The 17,667-nt window shown below is 60.2% G+C and carries 12 protein-coding genes and 3 tRNA genes; 10 read left to right on the top strand and 5 right to left on the bottom strand.

Annotation, left to right across the window (positions count from 1 at the left end):
- The first annotated feature begins 91 nt into the window (after positions 1-91).
- Positions 92-1,222, top strand: coding sequence for a hypothetical protein (locus tag CHU70_RS04910; protein WP_147719256.1), 1,131 nt, complete (start codon positions 92-94; stop codon positions 1,220-1,222).
- Between the two features lie 365 nt (positions 1,223-1,587).
- Here CHU70_RS04910 and CHU70_RS04915 read toward each other — a convergent pair whose 3' ends face one another.
- From CHU70_RS04915 to CHU70_RS04925, 3 genes are all read right to left on the bottom strand, one after another.
- Positions 1,588-2,694, bottom strand: coding sequence for a glycosyltransferase (locus CHU70_RS04915; RefSeq protein WP_049189777.1), 1,107 nt, complete (start codon positions 2,692-2,694; stop codon positions 1,588-1,590).
- A gap of 166 nt (positions 2,695-2,860) precedes the next feature.
- Positions 2,861-3,643 (bottom strand): ABC transporter ATP-binding protein, encoded by a 783-nt coding sequence (locus CHU70_RS04920; protein WP_005510871.1) that lies wholly within the window; start codon positions 3,641-3,643, stop codon positions 2,861-2,863.
- A gap of 46 nt (positions 3,644-3,689) precedes the next feature.
- Positions 3,690-4,658: an ABC transporter permease gene (locus CHU70_RS04925; protein WP_147719254.1), complete on the bottom strand. Its 969-nt coding sequence runs from the start codon at positions 4,656-4,658 to the stop codon at positions 3,690-3,692.
- Between the two features lie 471 nt (positions 4,659-5,129).
- On the opposite strand from CHU70_RS04925, the gene CHU70_RS04930 reads away from it, so the two are divergent.
- Entirely contained in the window at positions 5,130-6,398 is a 1,269-nt protein-coding gene (locus CHU70_RS04930) for an aminotransferase class V-fold PLP-dependent enzyme (RefSeq protein WP_070652701.1), read from the top strand.
- 16 nt (positions 6,399-6,414) lie between these two features.
- Here the strand turns inward: CHU70_RS04930 and CHU70_RS04935 are convergent, their stop codons facing one another.
- The gene (locus CHU70_RS04935; protein ID WP_048732059.1) at positions 6,415-7,383 is read right to left on the bottom strand and encodes an NAD(P)H-quinone oxidoreductase; all 969 of its coding nucleotides are present in this window, start codon (positions 7,381-7,383) and stop codon (positions 6,415-6,417) included.
- 197 nt (positions 7,384-7,580) lie between these two features.
- Between CHU70_RS04935 and CHU70_RS04940 the strand changes: the two genes are divergently transcribed.
- The 5 genes from CHU70_RS04940 to CHU70_RS04960 all read left to right on the top strand — a co-directional run bounded on the left by CHU70_RS04940 (position 7,581) and on the right by CHU70_RS04960 (position 11,705).
- Positions 7,581-7,665 (top strand) — tRNA-Ser (locus tag CHU70_RS04940).
- 541 nt (positions 7,666-8,206) lie between these two features.
- On the top strand, positions 8,207-8,998 hold the full coding sequence (locus tag CHU70_RS04945; protein ID WP_070603644.1) for a DUF11 domain-containing protein: 792 nt from the start codon (positions 8,207-8,209) through the stop codon (positions 8,996-8,998).
- Positions 8,999-9,056: 58 nt separating this feature from the next.
- Positions 9,057-9,785: a hypothetical protein gene (locus tag CHU70_RS04950; protein ID WP_070603643.1), complete on the top strand. Its 729-nt coding sequence runs from the start codon at positions 9,057-9,059 to the stop codon at positions 9,783-9,785.
- 290 nt (positions 9,786-10,075) lie between these two features.
- A complete protein-coding gene (locus tag CHU70_RS04955) occupies positions 10,076-10,819 on the top strand; it encodes a hypothetical protein (protein WP_070603642.1) in 744 nt (247 codons plus the stop codon).
- Positions 10,812-11,705: a hypothetical protein gene (locus tag CHU70_RS04960; RefSeq protein ID WP_242451355.1), complete on the top strand. Its 894-nt coding sequence runs from the start codon at positions 10,812-10,814 to the stop codon at positions 11,703-11,705. Before CHU70_RS04955 ends, CHU70_RS04960 begins: the two co-directional genes overlap by 8 nt.
- A gap of 14 nt (positions 11,706-11,719) precedes the next feature.
- Here CHU70_RS04960 and CHU70_RS04965 read toward each other — a convergent pair whose 3' ends face one another.
- Entirely contained in the window at positions 11,720-12,859 is a 1,140-nt protein-coding gene (locus tag CHU70_RS04965) for a histidinol-phosphate transaminase (RefSeq protein WP_070607272.1), read from the bottom strand.
- 211 nt (positions 12,860-13,070) lie between these two features.
- Between CHU70_RS04965 and CHU70_RS04970 the strand changes: the two genes are divergently transcribed.
- The 3 genes from CHU70_RS04970 (at position 13,071) to CHU70_RS04980 (ending at position 17,451) form a co-directional block, all read left to right on the top strand.
- Positions 13,071-13,162, top strand: a tRNA-Ser gene (locus tag CHU70_RS04970).
- Between the two features lie 3 nt (positions 13,163-13,165).
- Positions 13,166-13,241: transfer RNA gene (locus CHU70_RS04975), tRNA-Arg, on the top strand.
- Between the two features lie 574 nt (positions 13,242-13,815).
- Complete coding sequence (locus CHU70_RS04980) at positions 13,816-17,451, top strand: phosphoribosylformylglycinamidine synthase (protein WP_147739780.1); 3,636 nt, start codon at positions 13,816-13,818, stop codon at positions 17,449-17,451.
- Positions 17,452-17,667: the final 216 nt, after the last annotated feature.

The following is a 17,667-nucleotide window of genomic DNA, read 5'->3' on the forward strand; positions in this document are numbered from 1 at the left end:
CTGCCAATTTCCGCGGGGTCGACCATAACTAAAGGCACTAATTCCAATGCGTGAATTCCTGTAGCCCACCTCGGGGAGCGTGCCTAAACCAATGCCTAACTGGACTTACGATTCCGATGGCCTCATCCACGCGGCTTCGCAGAAACAAATCAAGCATCCTTGTGAATATGTCAGTGCCAAGTCAGAGCTGGATAATCTGCACGGGCACGTCGGAAGCGCAAATATTCGAGATGGATCCCTGCTCAGACTGGCGTACGGCACCTACATCGAGTGCTCTCGCTGGAATGCGCTGTCAGCATTCGAACGTTTTCAACTACAGATAAAGGCACTGGTCAAGCCAGGTTCCGGGACAATCATTACGGGCGAAGCAGCCGCTGCGTTGCATGGCATCCCGTTGCTTGTTCGAAATGCCACAATCGCGCTTGCCAATTCCGGCCTGCGCCGACCTGGCGGCGGATTGCGCCATGTCAGTGGCAGAATCCTCGAACAAGACATCGTTCGCATTGGTGGGCGCTGCGTTACAGATGTGCCGAAAACCGTCATCGATATCTGCCGCACCGCCGAGTCCGAAAACGGGCCAATCATCGTTGACACCGCACTGCGACAGTGGTGTGACCTCGAAGAACTGCACACCGTCCTCACAAATTACCCACGTTCGCCGGGGACCCGTCGCGCCCGCGAGCTACTTCGAACTGCCAGCGAACACAGCGAAACCATCGGTGAGTCGATCACAAAGAAATGCATAATCGACTCAGGAATTGCCACGCTTTACGACGAAAAATGCGTGCTCATGCAGCAGGTCGAGTTCTATGACAGTGAAGGATTCATTGGGCGCGTCGATTTTTATGTGCCTCATCTGAATTTGATCATTGAGTTCGATGGGCTGACTAAGTATTCCGGTGGCGGGGTAGCAGCTACGGAGACTGTGCTTCTGAAAGAGCAAGCTCGCGAGAAGCGTCTGCGAAACCTCCACTTAGATGTACTCCGCTTCCAATGGTCACAGGTCATTAATGGGGACTGCGTGGAGGTCTTGCGACAGTTCGCTATTCGGCAGAGGCAGCGCATTCAGGCAGGTGGATTGGTATTTTCGTCCGAAGTTGGGCGTTTTCGTCAAGCCACTGTCCCGTATAAAGATCGGCAGCTCCGTGAGTCCAGAATCCAGGAGCGTAAGCAGCGTTTGCAGCTTCTGGAAAATGCACCGGCCTCGCGCGACTCAGGCTAAGTTCAGCTGCTGACCTGTTGCAATTGTGCTGACTTATGGCCAACTTTCCGCCACTTGTCGATGACTTTTCAGGACTTATGGCCACGCTGTTGGCCTGGCCCGCGCACTTATCGTAGGACTATTCACTTATGCGCAGGCTGTAGCGCATCGATGAGTGAATACCTCATCGATATGTCAGTGGAGGAGAAGGGAACCAGGGGTTAGGTAACACTTTTGCGCACTGAGCACTCGAAATGCGGACTACACGACCCGGGCGAGATCAAATATGCAGGCCAGCGCCTCAGCCTCAGCCCCACCAGCCGCAACGTCTGCGCTCCAGGCCAGCGCCACAGCCTCAGCCCCACCAGCCGCAACGCCAGCCCGAACTACTTCGACTTTGGATCGAAGCGCTCGAAGTTCTCCGCGCGCCCCTGCTTCAGTAGCTTGAACCAGCGGTAGAAGCCGCGGACATCGCGGCGCTGGACCAGGAAGAACCAGCCGAAGCGCAGGAACTCCTGTGGCATGAGCTTGCGCATGCCGGGCTGGCTCATCAGGTAGCCGCGGTTGCGGTAGGTGAAGTAGCGCTTGAAGTCGTTGGTCGGGTACTGCGTGTGCATCTTGCCGCCGAGAATGGGCACAAATTCACCCGAGCCGGAGGGGTGCAGGTAGGCCGTCGTCAAGCATGTGCCGAACCGGAGGCCGGAGCGGACCAGGCGGCGGTGGAATTCGACCTCGTCGCCGCGGATGAATAGGCGGTAGTCGGGAACGCCGAGCTGTTCCAGCGAGCGGGCGCTAAACAGCGCGCCGTTGAACAGGGATGCGATGCCGGGCAGGAGATCGTGGTTGCCGTCGATGGTCTCGAGGTCGCTAGGCAGTTCGAGCCCGGTAGCAGCCTTCTGATCTGCGAAATTGGTGAACCACTTCGTGCCCTCGGAGTCGCGTACTTCCGGGAGTTTGGGGTTGATGCCGCTTTCGAAAAGCTCCTCGCGATGACGGCGCCACACCAGCCCGCGGCGCAGGGGGAATGCCAGCTTGTTCGGGGCCTTAATGTCGCAGACCACCGGCGAGACAGCGTCGAGCTGGTGACGTCGCGCGCAGCTGTGCAGCGCCTTCAGCACGTAGGAGTCCTCCGGGCGCCCGTCATCATCGGCGCACCAAATCCACTCCGCGCCCAGCGACAGCGCAGTCAGCATACCCAGTGCGAAACCACCAGCGCCGCCCAGGTTCGTCTTGGAACCGACGTAGTGAATCTCCGGCGCCGATCCGCTTTCCGACGACTGCTGCGCCGCCACCTGCTCGGCGAGTTCCTTGACCTTCGGGTCGTTGCCGTTGTCGACGATGATGAGCCACTTCGGCATGTGGGTCTGGCTGGCAACGATGGGAAGCGATTGGCGCAGGTCCTCGATGCGGTTGTGAGTCACCACGATTGCGGCCGTTGCTGCCTCATCGTGATTTGGGTGGTCAGCCGAGTTTTCGCTCACTTCGTTCTCCATCGGGGACGTACCGTTTATTACTGTTTTTATTGCTGTCTATCTTGCCATGTTGCTCCGGGTGAGCAATTCCAAGCATCCGTGCCGCCCGCCAGCCGCCGGCCGGCTGCCCGCGAGCCGCTCGCTCGGCCACGATGGGGGAACCGCGCCCGGACTCCCGGCGAAGCTGCTACCGTCGCTGCGCGAGCACGCGGCGCACCTGGTCGGCGGCCTCTTTACCTTCGTAGGCTTCGACCACTTCGTCGACAAGCCCTGCCTGTCGAACCGTACCGTGATCAATCCACAGCGCCGTGTCGCACAGCTGCGCCAGGAACTCATTTGAGTGCGACGCAAACACCAGCAGACCGGAGCGATCGACCAATTCGGTCAACTTCGTCCGGGCCTTCGCCATGAATGCGGCGTCGACGGCTCCGATGCCTTCGTCGAGAAGCAAAATCTCCGGCTCAATGGACGTGACCACGCCGAGCGCCAGTCGCACGCGCATACCGGTGGAGTAGGTGCGCAGTGGCATGTGCAGGTAGTCGCCGAGTTCGGTGAACTCTGCGATTTCGTCGAGCTTGGATTTCATCTGCTTGCGCGTCTGCCCCAGGAACAGACCGCGGATGATGATGTTTTCCAGGCCTGAGATCTCCGGGTCCATGCCGACACCGAGGTCGAACACCGGAGCCACACGGCCGCGCACATCGGCGGCACCGCGCGTGGGCTCATAGATGCCCGACAGCAGTCGCAGCAGCGTGGACTTACCCGCTCCGTTGTGGCCAACCAAGCCGACGCGGTCGCCCTCGCGCAGATGGATGTTGATGTCCTTCAGCGCCTCAATGACCACGACATTGGAGTCATTGCGGCCAATCGCACCACCCGCGGCGCCGAGGAACGCCTTCTTCATCGACCGCGATTTGGCGTCGAAAATGGGGAAGTCAACGCACGCGTTGTAAGTATCAATGCTGACCATGCTTATCCCTTGCTAGTTCTATTCGCTTAACGACGGCCTTTGCGGCCTAAACCCAGTAGCTCACGCGGGAGCGCCACAGGCGCATAGCCCCGAGTGCCAGCAGCAGGCCGACTGCGGTGCAGGCGAGGACAATCCACCAGTGGTAGGTATCCACCGGCTCGCCGGTTAGCGGGGCACGGATGATTTCCAGGTAGTGGAACAGCGGGTTGATCTCTGCGATGCGTGCGCGTTCGGCGACGGCACCGCCCTGTTCCTCCAGCGTCTTGGTGGTCCACACAATCGGAGTCATGTAAAACACCAGCTGAATTAGGGAATCCAGCAGTGGTGCCACGTCGCGGTAGCGCGTAGCGATGATGCCGAAGAACATCGTCACCCACACACCGTTGACCACCAGCAGTGCCATCGCTGGGATGACTAGGAAGAAGTTCCAGCCCAAATCCGGACGGAAGACCAGCACGAGAATCAGCCAAATCACCATGTTGTGGGCCAGGAAAAGCAACTGACGCCACACCAGCCTGTAGACGTGAACACTCAGCGCACTGGGCAGCTGTTTGATGAGGCCTTCGTTTTCAATGAAGACGGTTGCGCCCTCGCGCACGCAGCCGGAGATGAAGCCCCAGATAATCAGACCAACGGTCACGTGCGGCAGGAAGAACGCCAGGTCCTGCTGGAACAGCAGCGAGTACAGCAGGCCGAGAGCCAGGGCCATCGCGCCGGTGGCAATGGTGATCCACAGCGGGCCAAGCGTGGAGCGACGGTACCGCTGCTTGATGTCCTGCCAGCCCAGTTGCAGCCACAGTTCGCGCTGGCCGAAGCCGATAGCTAGATCCCGCCAGGCAGCGCCCATGGTGCGGGAACGCGACTTGAAAGCCGGTGCCTCGCCTGTTGCGTCAGTTATGCGCGCAATGTCGCGACGGAGAGTTTCCTCCGTGCGGATAGCGGAGCCATTGCGCACAGTATTGGCCGACTGGTCGGCTGCAGCTGCGGATTGGCGATCATTTTCTGCGTTAGTCACGTCTCCAAAATACTAGCTAGGGCGGTTTAGATTGAATACCGACGGCACTGGGCGAGCCATTATTCCATGTCGTGACAGCGAACAACGGTCGCGTGGGACGGTCGTCATTGGTGGTGACGTGGTGCTTCTGAGGCTGTTTCCACGGTTGGTTATGTGACTGGTTATGTGACCCTGGAAAACTTACATACAATCGCCGCTGTAACTGCTTTATGGCATGCAGCTGGTGCATATGGTTCACGCATCGGGAGTGCTTGCGCATGGATACAGGCAGGAAAAGTTCGGCCAATTTTAAGCAACTGCTAAAAAGGGATAAAGATTATCCTATATGGGGTTGCTTCGATAGAATTGGCTCCAACTAAGATGTGCAAGCGATACACGGTTCGGGGCATGGATGCTCGATTCGTGGGTGATTGCACAGTTAACTCTGAAATAGATATCGCAGCTTGAATTCGAAACCGGGAAAGGGTTTTCATGGCCTTCGATGTGCCGACAACCAGGGGTGCTTACTCGTCGCTTTCCGACGGGTGGACATACCTCAATGCGGGTCAACGCACCCAGGTACCCGAGCGTGTCCAGGCTGCGATGATTTCTGCATTTCGCAATGCGCAGAAGTCCCTTCCTGGTGAGACTGGGGCGGGGGCTCATGGCCAGTCGCGCAGCTCGGGCGTTCCCGCTGCAGCGGAACTAACCGCCAGTGCGCGCCGGGCTTTTGCCGATCTCACTGGTGGCCCGGTCGCCGGCGTGGTGTTGGGATCTTCGCGTGAGGTGCTCATGGAGCAGTTCACGTCCGCAATGAGTCGACGCTTGACGCTCGGCTCTAACCTGGTGATTTCTCGCATTGGTTCGCAGGTCGTACACGCACCACTACGCCGAGCAGCCAATCTCTACGGAGCTCAAGTCCGCATTGCTGAGGCTGACTTGTCCTCGGGTACGTTGCCGTCCTGGCAGTTCGACGAGCTCGTAGACGAGCACACTCGCCTCGTTGTCGTCCCGGCCGCGGATCCGTTCATTGGCACCATTGCCCCGGTAGCTGACATTTCTCGGCGGGTGCATGAGTACTCCAACGCCTGGGTTTTGGTTGATGCCTCGGATATTGTCGCCTACCGCGATGTGTCGATGAGCAAGCTGGGCGCCGACATCATGCTGGTTGATGCCTCCGTGCTGGGCGGGCCTGAGGTCGCAGCATTGGTGTTCAAGGATCCCGAGATGTTCGAGCGCATGACGTCGTTAAGCTATGTGCCGAATGTGCGCGGCGTCGAGCGGATCGAGGTTTCCGCGGTGTCGCCGGCATTGCTCGGCGGAGTGTCGGAATCGGTGCTGCACCTGGCATCGCTGGATAGCACGGCGAGGGGGTCACGTAGGCATCGCATTGAAACGGCGATGCCGCAGGTTTCTCGCTACTTGACGACGTTGTCGGAACGCCTGATTGCAGCGTTGATGACCCTGCCTCGGGTGTACATCATCGGTATGGATACCGAAGATGATTCTTTCGCGAGTGTGTCGCGGGCACAGCACATTCCGCGCGTTAGCTTCCTCGTCGATGGGGTGTCGGCGAAGGTGGTTGTGGACAGGCTGCTGGATAATGGCCTGGTGACCAGCATTGTTGATGCATACGAATCGCCACTGCTGGAGGCCATGGGCATCGATGAGGCTGGAGGCGCCGTGGGAGTTGGCCTCCAGCCGTTCAATACGCCGCACGACATTGACCAGCTCGTGCGCGCAGTTGCCTCGCTCGGTTAACTAGGTAGTCAGCTAACTAGACGGTCAGCACAATCTTGCCGCTGACCGCGCCGCTGTCGAGCAGCTCGTGGGCCTTGGCTGCGTCGCGCATATCCATGACCTCATGAATTTGAGGGGTGACGGTGCCGTCGGCAAGCATTGGCCAGATGGTGTCCTCTGTGGCGTTGACGATGCGAGCCTTGTCAGCGAGATCGCGGTAGCGCAGGCCGGTGGCGGTGATGGAGCCGCGCTTGCTCAGCAGGCGGCCGATGTTGAGCTCGCCCTTAACGCCTCCCTGCATGCCGATGATGACCAGGTGGCCGTCCTTCGCCAGGGCCTTGACGTTTCGGTCGAGGTACTTTGCGCCCATGATGTCCAGAATGACATTGGCGCCACCCTCAGCTGCAACGATCTCCTCGAAGTCCTCTTCCTTGTAATTGATGAGGATGTCGGCGCCGAGCTCCTTGCACTTAGCCAGCTTCTCCGCCGAACCGGCGGTGACTGCGACGCGAGCACCGAGCCGCTTGGCCATCTGAATAGCGAAAGTGCCGATGCCACCCGCGCCACCGTGGACCAGCAGTAGGTCGCCTTCCTTGAGGCCGGCAATCATCACGACATTCGAGAACACCGTGCAGGCAACCTCGACGATGGATGCGGCCTCGGTGAAGGAGTAGCCATGTGGCAGGGGGAGAATCTGGCCGGCCGGGACTGCGACCTTTTCGGCGTAAGCGCCACCGGAGAGAAGGCAGCAGACCTCGTCGCCGACTTTCCAGCCCTGGGAGTCCCCCTTGACCTCTTCAATGACACCCGCGCACTCCAGGCCGAGAGTGTCGGTCACGCCTTTCGGTGGCGGGTAGTGGCCAGCGGCCTGCAGTAGGTCAGCACGGTTTACGCCAGCGGCCTTGACCTTGACCAGCACCTGCCCATCCTCGAGAGTCGGTTCCGGAGCATCGGCCCATTCCAGGGCGCGGGGGTTGGAAAGATCAGTCTGAATGATTGCCTTCATAGTCTTCAAAGGTAATGCAAAAACTGGTTATGCACGCGGTATTTCAAGCTCTTTTGCAATTAGCAAAAATAGTTATGTCTGTAGAGGTGGATGCTTGGGGTGTGGTTTCCGATGAAGGGCTTGCGAAAGGTGCTGGCAAGGGGTGTTATGAGGGCGTTTGCTGCCTTACGGCGGTATGCGGTTATGATGTTGGCGTTGGAAGTATGGCAGAGCGGCCGAATGCACTGGTCTTGAAAACCAGCGAGGGTCACACCTCCGGGGGTTCAAATCCCCCTGCTTCCGCAGATAGAAACCCTCGGTAGATGTTCTACCGAGGGTTTCTTCATTTCTCTTAAAAGTTGGCGTATGTGCTGAGGTCAGCGACGGATAGTCGGACCTTTGGGAGGCTTTCGTGGTTAACCCCGTTATGGGGTGGTCGGACGGGCATGTAATTGGGCTCTTTGGATACCCCTGAACAGCGTTACAGGGGGCAAGCTGGGGTGTTTTGTCGCGGGATGGAAAATGGGGGCAATTTTGGCAGCGGTGTGGAACAGCCATTTCAGGGCAGTGCGTATTTCTATAGTTAAAAGTATTCCAGCCGGCCCAAACCTGTAACGCATGTGCGGACATGTGACTGGTGTGACTGATGTGGCGACATGGTTTTCGATTTTTAGGGCGATGTTCGAAAAATGGCTACTTGTTGCCGCCGTCGATAGGCGTCGTATTAACTATCGCCAAGTGAACCGCACGCCGATGCATCACGCGTGCATTCCTACTGGAGAACCGCCATGTTTGGCCTACTCCGACCACAAGTCTTCGCATCGTTAAAAGGAGCCCGTGACAGATGGCAACTCGCACCGTACGTAACCGCAGCATTGCTCGCATTGCTGCACTCTCTCTAGCTGCAGGTATGACCTTTGCGGGATTCGGTAATACCGCACATGCTCAGGACCTGCTGAGCGTTGATTCCATCACTCAGACTGTCACCGACGCCATTGGTGAAGTCACCGGTACTGGTTCCTCCAGCGCGACGCATAGCTGGAAGAACTCCAATGTGACGCGATCCGTTGAGGTCAATGGTGTCGCGGGTGCCGTCGTCAAGCCTGGCGATGTCGTGACCTTTACTCTGACTTACACGGACAACAACATCTGGGGTGCGAAGTCCTACATTCAGCGCATGACCGATGTCATTCCGAATGGTCTGCAGTACGTGGCCAACTCGGCGACGTACAAGGTCGGCAACGATGAGTGGGCGAATCCGAACGAGTCGGATAAGTGGCTGGAAATCGTTAACAACGGTGCGGTGGAGTTTGCAGCCGACAGAATCACACAGGCATGGGGTTCCCCGACCACGTCGACTGTGAGTTTCAAGTGGAAGTACCGCGTCACGGACGCAATTGCCGACGGTGCGTTGAATACGGGAACCGAAATCCACTTCAACCCGAGCAACTCGGTGGAGAAGCTGCATGACATGGGGCCGAAGCTCACTGTGAAGCGGGAGGCGCCAGCTCCGGATATTCCGGGTATTCCGGATGTCCCAGGTGGCTCGCTGGGCTCCCCGAGCCTGCAGTCGCCGAGCCTGTCGTCACCGGGCTTCCAGTCCCCGGGGCTGCCGTCGCCGGGCATTAACCGCTAAGTAATTCCAGCTTTTCCACCGCGCCTGTTTTCAGGTTTTCACAGAAAGTTTTCCCATCATGCGCAATATGCACTCCAAGAACATCGCGGCCTCTCGTCCGCGACGTCGCTCCCGTACCGCCATTGCCGCAGTTACCATCGCAGCTGGCTTGACCTTCGGTTTCGGCGCTCCGGCCATGGCGCAGTCCCCGGGTCTGCCCTCGCCGAGTCTGAACTCGCCAGGACTTAATTCGCCTGGTCTGACCCTGCCGGGCTCGAGCGCCCCGAAGAAGAAGCTCGGCACCATCGGTGGCCCGGCATGGTCTGCTGATGTTTACTCGCAGATTATCCGCGGTAAGGAGGTCCGACCGGGTGACGAGGTCACGATCCGTATTGAGGTCGTCGGTGTCAACGGCAACGCCAAGCTGCGGGGAATCGGCCACAACATCCCGGCTGACTTTGAGCTCGTTCGTGTGACTCGCCAGTCGCAGGACAATATCCTCGGCGGCGGTATTTACACGCTGAAGGAGGGGGAGTACGTCAACACCGAGCGCAACGGTAATCGTCAGGTGCGCCTGTCCTGGACGGAGGGCGGCTTCCTCGGTGCCTTCAAGGACAACCCGACTGTCAGCAGTTCGAAGTCTGTCTCCGTTGACTTCACGTACCGGGCTCCGGACTACGAAGGTGAGTTCGACAACGGCGGCTACGCCCACGTGGGCGCGCTTTTGAACCCCAACGAGAACTGGGTTGTCGGCGGCGAAAAGGTAGTCGTGAACAAGAATGCGAAGCCGTCGTGGTGGCCGTTCTAACGACTGTTCTAGGTCGCGATTAGCGGCAGTTCTCTCTGAGGGATAAGTAAAAACTTCCCCCGGATAGAGAGCGAATTGCAGAACGTAACCCCCGGTCGCATGCGGTCGGGGGTTTCGTGTGTCCGAAATCTGCCACAGGTAATTTTGCGGAGGTAATTTAATTGCTCCGACCAACGTGTACTGTGGCCTGAAACAATACGGGCAAATTGCCAAAACCGGTAAGCTCGGTCTTGCTGTAATACAAACCCAGCGTCATACTGGCGGACGGTATTGAGGGAAAAGGTCGAACAATGGCAACGAATCGGAGCAACCACTCGGACGACTCGTTCGGTGAGTGGAGCATAAATCCGGGCACGTCAGATGATCAACCCTCCGCTGATACGCCGGCAAATGCGTGGAGCGCTGTGGATGGGGCACAGTGGGAGCAGCCTGAGGGGCAAACGCAGTATCTGCAGCAGCAGTATCCACAGTCCCAGCAGCCTGAACCATACCGCCCTGCCCCCTATGTTCCAGGTCCGCAAGCTGGTCCGGCTGCTGCGCCGCGCAATGACAACAAGGGGCTGACCATCGCGGTTATTGTCCTGGCACTCGTTGCGGTCGCTCTCTTCGTCGGCGCAATGGCTTACTTCTACTTCTCCGATTCGAAGGGAGTGAATTCGGCCGGCAGCAACTCGCCCCAGTCGGTTCAGTCCGCTAGTGCTGAGGGTTCCTCCACCTCGTCGACCGCTGAGCAGAAGCGTCGCGCTGAAGGGTTCCAGCCGCCATCGAACTGGCGTCACTGCTCCGGCTCGGGCGATCCGGGTGATTTGAACTTGGTATATGCAGAAGATGTCGGCGGTAACACGACGACCTGTCAGTTTGCCACCAACGTCCGCAATTCCTTCGTTGAGCAGTACCAACTTACGAAGAAGCTCAACGGTACTGTCACCGCTAGCAGCCCAACAACAGGCAAGACATACAGCATGACCTGCCGCGATAACGGTGAGGTTGTCACTTGTACCGGCGGTACGAATGCGACGGTGCACATTGTCTAAACGTCTCCGAGCGGCTCTGGCCGCAACCGCCGTCGTCACGCTCGGCCTTAGCGCCTGCACCATTGGCACCGATTCGGCGGGCATGCCGTCGCCGACGCTGTCCAATCCGCTTGACGACGGCCCCGGCGGCGCATCCTCCGACGGGAAAGTTGTGCCCGGTGAGATGCCTCGCGAAGTTGTCGAGGCCGTGAAATCCGCGCAAAAGGAACTCGGTGGTTTGGCCGGCGCCGCTCTGGCAACGCCGGATAAGGATTCCGAAGTGGTTTCCACGGGTGACTTCAAAACGGGTCCGGCCTGGTCGACCTCCAAGGTGCCGATTGCGGTGGCTTATGTGCGCCAATCGGGCGTGGATTCCCTGGTCGAAGACGCAATCACGGTTTCCGATAACGATGCGGCTGAGTCCATGTGGTACTCCCTGGGCGATGACGCGACCGCGGGCGCGACCACCGACGAGATTCTCCGAGAGGGCCACGACACCCGCACCGTCATGGGCACTGACCGCATCCGTGCGGAATACACCGTCTTCGGGCAGACGCAGTGGGATTTGCGCGACCAGGCTATTTTCGGCGCCAATTTGCAGTGCATCGAGGCGGGCCCAAAGGTCGCTGACCTCATGGGACAGATTGCCGACGAGCAGTCCTACGGCCTCGGACGCATCCGCGGCGCCCACTTCAAGGGCGGTTGGGGTCCCGATGATGAAGGCGTCTACCTTGTGCGGCAGTTCGGCTATCTGCCGGGCAAGAAGCCGGGCACCTTCGTTGGTGTCGCTATCGCAGCCCAGCCTGACGACGGCACCTATGAGACCGGCCAGCAAATGCTTGACCGCATCGCAAAGGCGATTGAGCGCAGCGGTGGCGCGACCACCGGCCGCGCCGGTAGCTGCTAGCTGAGCGATAGCTGTTAGCGCTCAATTCCTAGCGCAGCCAGCAGCTGCGAGGTCTCTTCCTCAGTAGTGATGGTGATGCGAGCACCTTCGCCGGCAAAGCAGCGGATGAGAATGTTGCGCTGCGCCAGGAAGTCACCGAGATCCGTGGTGGTGGCCACCGAGACGTCGTCAAGCAAAGAGAGATTCGCGATCCGCCCCTCGTCAATCCAAATGAAGTTGGCCTGCGAGTTCGGCAGCACCGTCTCGCGGCCGGTGGCGGCGTTGATGGCCTCTGTGACGGCGACGCGCTGTGCGCGGACCTCAGCAATGCGGGCGGTGAGCTCTTCCTGTGCGTCGAGCGAGGTGAGCGCGGCAATCTGCGCGAGAGTGTTTACGGAGAAGGGGATAGCGACCTTATTCACGGCCTCCACAAGCTTCTCCGGGCCGAACATGTAGCCCACACGAAGCCCGGCCAAACCGTAGACCTTGGAGAATGTGCGCAAACCGACCAGGTTGGGGTAGGTATCCAGCAGCTCATGCGCCAACGGGGTAGCGGCATGAGTGGCCTCGTCCACCAGCTCGATGTACGCCTCGTCGAGAGCGACCACAACATCACCCGGAACCTGCGCCATAAACTCCGCGAATGCCTCGCGAGTGATGGTCGTGCCCGTTGGGTTATTGGGATTACAGACGAAAACCAGGCGCGTGCGGTCGGTGATAGCCGCAGCCATTGCCGAAAGATCATTGCGACCCTGCGCATCCAGCGGCACCGGCACCGGAGTAGCCCCGGCGACGCGAGCGAGAATGGGGTAGGCCTCGAAGCTGCGCCACGGGAACACGACCTCATCCCCATCCGCACAGGTGGCCTGCACGAGCTGCAGGCACAGAGCGGAGGAGCCGCAGCCGACCGCGACCTGCTCCATGGGCAGACCCAGGTGCTCGCCGAGCTTAATGCGCAGGTCAACCGCGCCCATGTCGGGGTAGCGGTTCGGGCTGGTGGTTGGGTCAGCGATGGTCTGCGAGATGACCTCCACCACCGAGGGCAGTGGCGGTTGAGTCATTTCATTGGACGCGATCTTCAGCGCGCCGGGCACAGCCTTGCCCGGGACATAGGCCGGAACCTGCTCGAGGTCGGCGCGGGTTTTGGGCTGAACTGAAGATGCATCGTTGGTCATAGGCCTAACTGTAGAACATGGCCCGGATTGGGCAGTACAGAATCCCCGCAAAATCCCAAGGTGTGGTCGCTATTTGTGGCGCCGTATTTGGTGGCTCCGCGGGTGTTTTGCTTTTCAATTCTTGTGTTCTGTAGGATTGGCTGCGGTTATTTGGTCTCGTCCACGCAATGGCGAACAGCTTTGCTGAAGCGGGATCGATGCCAGTGGTTTTGGAGGCGTGCCAGAGCGGCCGAATGGGGCTCCCTGCTAAGGAGTTGCCTGTCTTGCGACGGGCCGGAGGTTCGAATCCTCTCGCCTCCGCCACACGCGCCCGTAGCTCAACGGATAGAGCATCTGACTACGGATCAGAAGGTTAGGGGTTCGAATCCCTTCGGGCGCACCATGTAGACCCGCACCTTGTAGGTGCGGGTCTTTTTGTTTTTATTACCTGGCAGTGCAGCGCGAGCCGGGGCATTGCGGGGCGGGGCAGCGCGGTCCTTCACTTGTGGCCAGGGTTCGGTCACTTATCGATGGTTTCTCGTGACCTGTCGATGGTTTTTCGCCACTTATGCGCGCGCTGTGGGTGCTACGTGTGCACTTGTCGATGCACTGTTCACTTGTGGCCAGGCTATAGCGAATCGATGGGTGAACTATGCATCGATAAGACAACGAACCAGCTCCCTTGCTTCAGCAACGCGCAGCAACAGGTAGCAAAGCGCAGCAACAGGCACCAACCCGGACCTGCCGACCGACTCGCCACCTCTCTGAGCCGCCACGGCCGTACCTCCAACACCCCCGCGCAGCCTTTGCCCGACCGAATCCGATTAGCCTGGCCTTGTACTTGGTCAATCGGGGCTTCCGCCCCGCGCCGCCTCCGCCCCGCGCCGCCCCGCACACCGGGGGACATTTTCCTATCCTGAACAGTTGCAATAGACTTAGACCCCGGTTGCCCTCCCCGTATTTCGATAGGAGCCTTGATGGACGCCCGTCTAGCCGTTCGCCGTAAGCCCGAGTTCCGCAATGAGGAAGCTACGCTGCTGTCCTCGATCGGCCAGGACGGCGAGGTGGCAATCTACTATCTCTACGATGCTTTCGATGCGACGGAGGAGGATCTTGTCGCGCTGCGTGAGTCGGTAGTTGCTGATTCGCGTGTCGACGAGCTGGTCGAGCTCCCGGCCCCCGCCGAGCTGGGGAACTACCTTGCTGTCGAGCCGCTGCCTGGCCAGTACGACCAGCGTGCCGATGCCGCCGAGCAGGCCCTGCGCCTGCTCCGCCCGGAAACGCAGGCGCAGATCACCTCGGCAACGCTGTATGTTTTCGACGCTCCGGTGAATGACGCCGTACGCTCCTTCCTCATTAACCCGGTCGAGTCGGGGGAGAAGAACCTGAACGTCCTGCGCCGTCCGAGCATGGGCGAGATTGAGCCGCTGAAGGAGTACCCGGGCTTCACCGAGCTGGATGACGAAGGCCTGGCCGAGCTGCTCGCAGCCGACGGCATGGCCATGTCGCTGGCCGATCTGAAGACCATCCAGGACTACTTCCGCTCCGAGGGCCGCACTCCGACCGAGGTGGAGCTGTCCGCGCTGGATACCTACTGGTCAGACCACTGTCGCCACACCACCTTCAACACCGAGCTGACCTCCATCGAGAACAACGAGCCGCGCTTTGCCGCGCAGTTGGATCGCGCGCTGCGTCGCTACGACGAGCTGCGTGAACTCAACGGCCGCACTCACAAGCCACGCACCCTGATGGACATGGGCACCATCATGGGCCGCGAACTGCGTCGCACGGGCGTGATGGATGACCAGGAAGTTTCCGAGGAAATCAACGCCTGCTCCGTCTACGTCGACGTCGAGGGCGATGACCGCAAGTGGCTGCTCATGTTCAAGAACGAGACCCACAACCACCCGACCGAAATCGAGCCGTTCGGTGGCGCCTCCACCTGTCTCGGCGGCGCAATCCGTGACCCGCTGTCAGGCCGTTCCTGGGTCTACCAGGCCATGCGTCTGTCCGGCGCAGGTGACATCAACACTCCGCGCGAGCAGACCCTCGAGGGCAAGCTGCCGCAGCGCGATATTTCCTCCCGCGCCGCAGCCGGCTACTCCTCCTACGGCAACCAGATCGGTCTGGCCACCACTGGTGTGCGCGAGCTGGTCCACCCGGGATACGTCGCTAAGCGAATGGAACTCGGTGCCGTCGTCGCCGCTGCCCCGGCAGACAACGTCAAGCGCCTCGAACCTGCGCCGGGCGATGTGGTGATCATGCTCGGTGGCCGCACCGGCCGTGACGGTGTCGGCGGTGCGACCGGCTCGTCGAAGGCTCACGATGAGGACTCGCTGGGCCGCTCCGGTGCCGAGGTGCAGAAGGGCAACCCGGTCAACGAGCGCAAGATTCAGCGCCTGTTCCGCCGCGAGAACGTCGCCACCAAAGTTGTCCGCTGTAATGATTTCGGCGCTGGTGGCGTGTCCGTCGCGGTCGGTGAGCTGGCTGACTCCATCGACATTCACCTCGAGCGCGTGCCGCTGAAGTACGCCGGTCTGAATGCCCGCGAAATCGCGATTTCCGAGTCCCAGGAGCGCATGGCGCTGGTCGTGCGCCCGGAGGACGCCGACTTCATCATCGCCGCCGCTGCTGAAGAGAACATCGAGGCCGTCGCGCTGGCCGACATCACCGATACCGGTCGACTGCGCATGTTCATGGGCGACGAGGTCGTCTTCGACCTCTCCCGTGAGTTCATCGACACCAACGGCGCCGACCGCGCCCAGAACGTCGAAATGGTTGCTGCGGAGGGCGGCGTCGTAAAGCAGGCTCCGACGAGCGTATTGGAGTCGCTGCGTGCGGCGACGGCGGGCTCCCAGGAGGGCATGATCGAGCAGTTCGACTCGACCGTCGGCCGCTCCACCGTGCTCATGCCGTACGGCGGTGCGATGCAGAAGACCGACGAGCAGGCGTCGATCCAGACGCTGCCGGTCGATGGCGGCACGAGCACCGCGTCCATCATGACCTGGGGTTACTCGCCATCGCTTGCCGACGAGTCCCCGTACCTCATGGGTTCCTACTCCGTCGTGGAGGCACTAGCTAAGCTCGCAGCGGCCGGTGGCAATCCGCGCGGTGCGTGGCTGAGTGTGCAGGAGTACTTCCAGCGCCTGGACCAGGATCCGCAGCGGTGGGGCGAGGTTGCGCAGGCTCTGCTTGGCTTGCTCGAGGCTCAGGACGGCTTCCAGGTTGCGGCTATTGGCGGTAAGGACTCCATGTCCGGCACCTACGGCGAGGACCTGCACGTGCCGGCGACTCTGGTGACCTTCGCAGTTGCCGCGATGGACGAGACCGACGCTGTCTCTGCTGCAATCCCGGCAGGTAACTTCGACCTCTACCTGTTTGCGCACAAGCCACTCGAGTCCGGGGAGCCGAACTACGAGCAGCTCAACGAACTATTTGCTGCCGTGCGGGAGCTGCGTCCGGCTGCGGCCTCGGCTGTTACTAACGCGGATCTGGCTGCGACCCTGGTCAACATGGCTGTGGGCAATGGCGTGGGCCTGGAGGCATCCCTTCCGGAGGCTCCGCTGGGCTCCATTGTGGTGGCTGTTCCGGCTGGTCAGGATGTTGAGGGTGCTGTGAAGATTGGTACCACCGACGAGTCGGGCACGCTGCGCTTCGGTGAGGAGTCCTTCACTGTCGCCGAGGCTCTGGAGGCAATGGAGTCCGGTTACCGTGAGGTATTCCCGCTCAATGACTACGAGGGTGAGGCCCTGCCGGAGTTCGCTAACCAGGTCAGCGAGACCAAGACCGACCTGCAGAGCCCGGGCAAGAAGGATGTCCACGTGCTGCTGCCGGTCTTCCCGGGTACCAACTCCGAGTACGACATGGCCGAGGCATTCGTCGCGGCTGGCGCTACCTACGAGTTCCACGTAATCCGCAACCTGACCCCGGCAATGCTGGCGGAGGACACGAAGGCGTTCATCGAGAAGCTTCAGGACTCCGACATCCTGGCATTCTCCGGTGGCTTCTCCCTGGGCGATGAGCCGGACGGGTCCGCCAAGTTCATCGCCGCGTTCCTGCGTTCCGACGATGTCGCAGCCGCCGTCAAGGAGTTCGTATCCGATAACGGTCTTGTGCTCGGTATTTGTAACGGTTTCCAGGCGCTGGTCAAGTCCGGCTTCCTGCCGTACGGCGACCCTGCGCAGCTCCGCGAGGACTCGCCGACCCTGGCCCACAACCGCCAGCTGCGCCACGTGTCCCGCATCGCCACCACTCGCGTCGCGACCGTGAATTCCCCGTGGCTGCGCGGTTTCGAGCCAGGCCAGACCCACCTCATGCCGGTTTCTCACGGTGAGGGTCGTTTCGTGGTTTCCGAGGACGAGGCCCGCCGCCTGTTCGAGGCCGGTCAGGTCGCTTTCCAGTACGTCGATGCCGACGGCGTGCCGACGATGACAGCGCCAGCCAACCCGAACGGTTCTTCCTACGCCATTGAGGGCATTGTCAGTGCTGACGGCAGGATTCTGGGCAAGATGGGCCACCCGGAGCGTTTCCGTGAGGGTCTGATGCGCAACATTCCGGGCATTGGTGAGCAGGACATCTTTGGCAACGCTGTCCGCTGGGTCCGCGGCGAGTAGTTCCTCGGTTTCTCCGTTACCTCGGTCAGGGTTACCTCGGTCGGTCCTGTTCGGATAGGCCGGGGTAACCGCTACGAAACCTGTTGTTGATGTGCAACGAATATGTACTTGAATAAGTGCCGAAAAGGTTGCTTGAACAGGCGATTTTGTAAAACTTAGCAGGATGAGTAAAGTATCTATTCGTTGCAGGGGCCGAGGGAATTACCCCAGAGTCGC

It is taken from the genome of Corynebacterium sp. LK10, assembly GCF_008042455.1.
Taxonomy (GTDB): domain Bacteria; phylum Actinomycetota; class Actinomycetes; order Mycobacteriales; family Mycobacteriaceae; genus Corynebacterium; species Corynebacterium jeikeium_D.

Excerpts from the sequence above, each read along its gene's own strand:
- CHU70_RS04915 (WP_049189777.1), bottom strand. The coding sequence starts at position 2,694 with ATGGAGAACGAAGTGAGCGAAAACTCGGCTGACCACCCAAATCACGAT.
- CHU70_RS04920 (WP_005510871.1), bottom strand. The coding sequence starts at position 3,643 with ATGGTCAGCATTGATACTTACAACGCGTGCGTTGACTTCCCCATTTTC.
- CHU70_RS04950 (WP_070603643.1), top strand. The coding sequence starts at position 9,057 with ATGCGCAATATGCACTCCAAGAACATCGCGGCCTCTCGTCCGCGACGT.
- CHU70_RS04980 (WP_147739780.1), top strand. The coding sequence starts at position 13,816 with ATGGACGCCCGTCTAGCCGTTCGCCGTAAGCCCGAGTTCCGCAATGAG.
- CHU70_RS04935 (WP_048732059.1), bottom strand. The coding sequence starts at position 7,383 with ATGAAGGCAATCATTCAGACTGATCTTTCCAACCCCCGCGCCCTGGAA.
- CHU70_RS04930 (WP_070652701.1), top strand. The coding sequence starts at position 5,130 with ATGGCCTTCGATGTGCCGACAACCAGGGGTGCTTACTCGTCGCTTTCC.
- CHU70_RS04945 (WP_070603644.1), top strand. The coding sequence starts at position 8,207 with ATGGCAACTCGCACCGTACGTAACCGCAGCATTGCTCGCATTGCTGCA.
- CHU70_RS04955 (WP_070603642.1), top strand. The coding sequence starts at position 10,076 with ATGGCAACGAATCGGAGCAACCACTCGGACGACTCGTTCGGTGAGTGG.
- CHU70_RS04965 (WP_070607272.1), bottom strand. The coding sequence starts at position 12,859 with ATGACCAACGATGCATCTTCAGTTCAGCCCAAAACCCGCGCCGACCTC.
- CHU70_RS04910 (WP_147719256.1), top strand. The coding sequence starts at position 92 with ATGCCTAACTGGACTTACGATTCCGATGGCCTCATCCACGCGGCTTCG.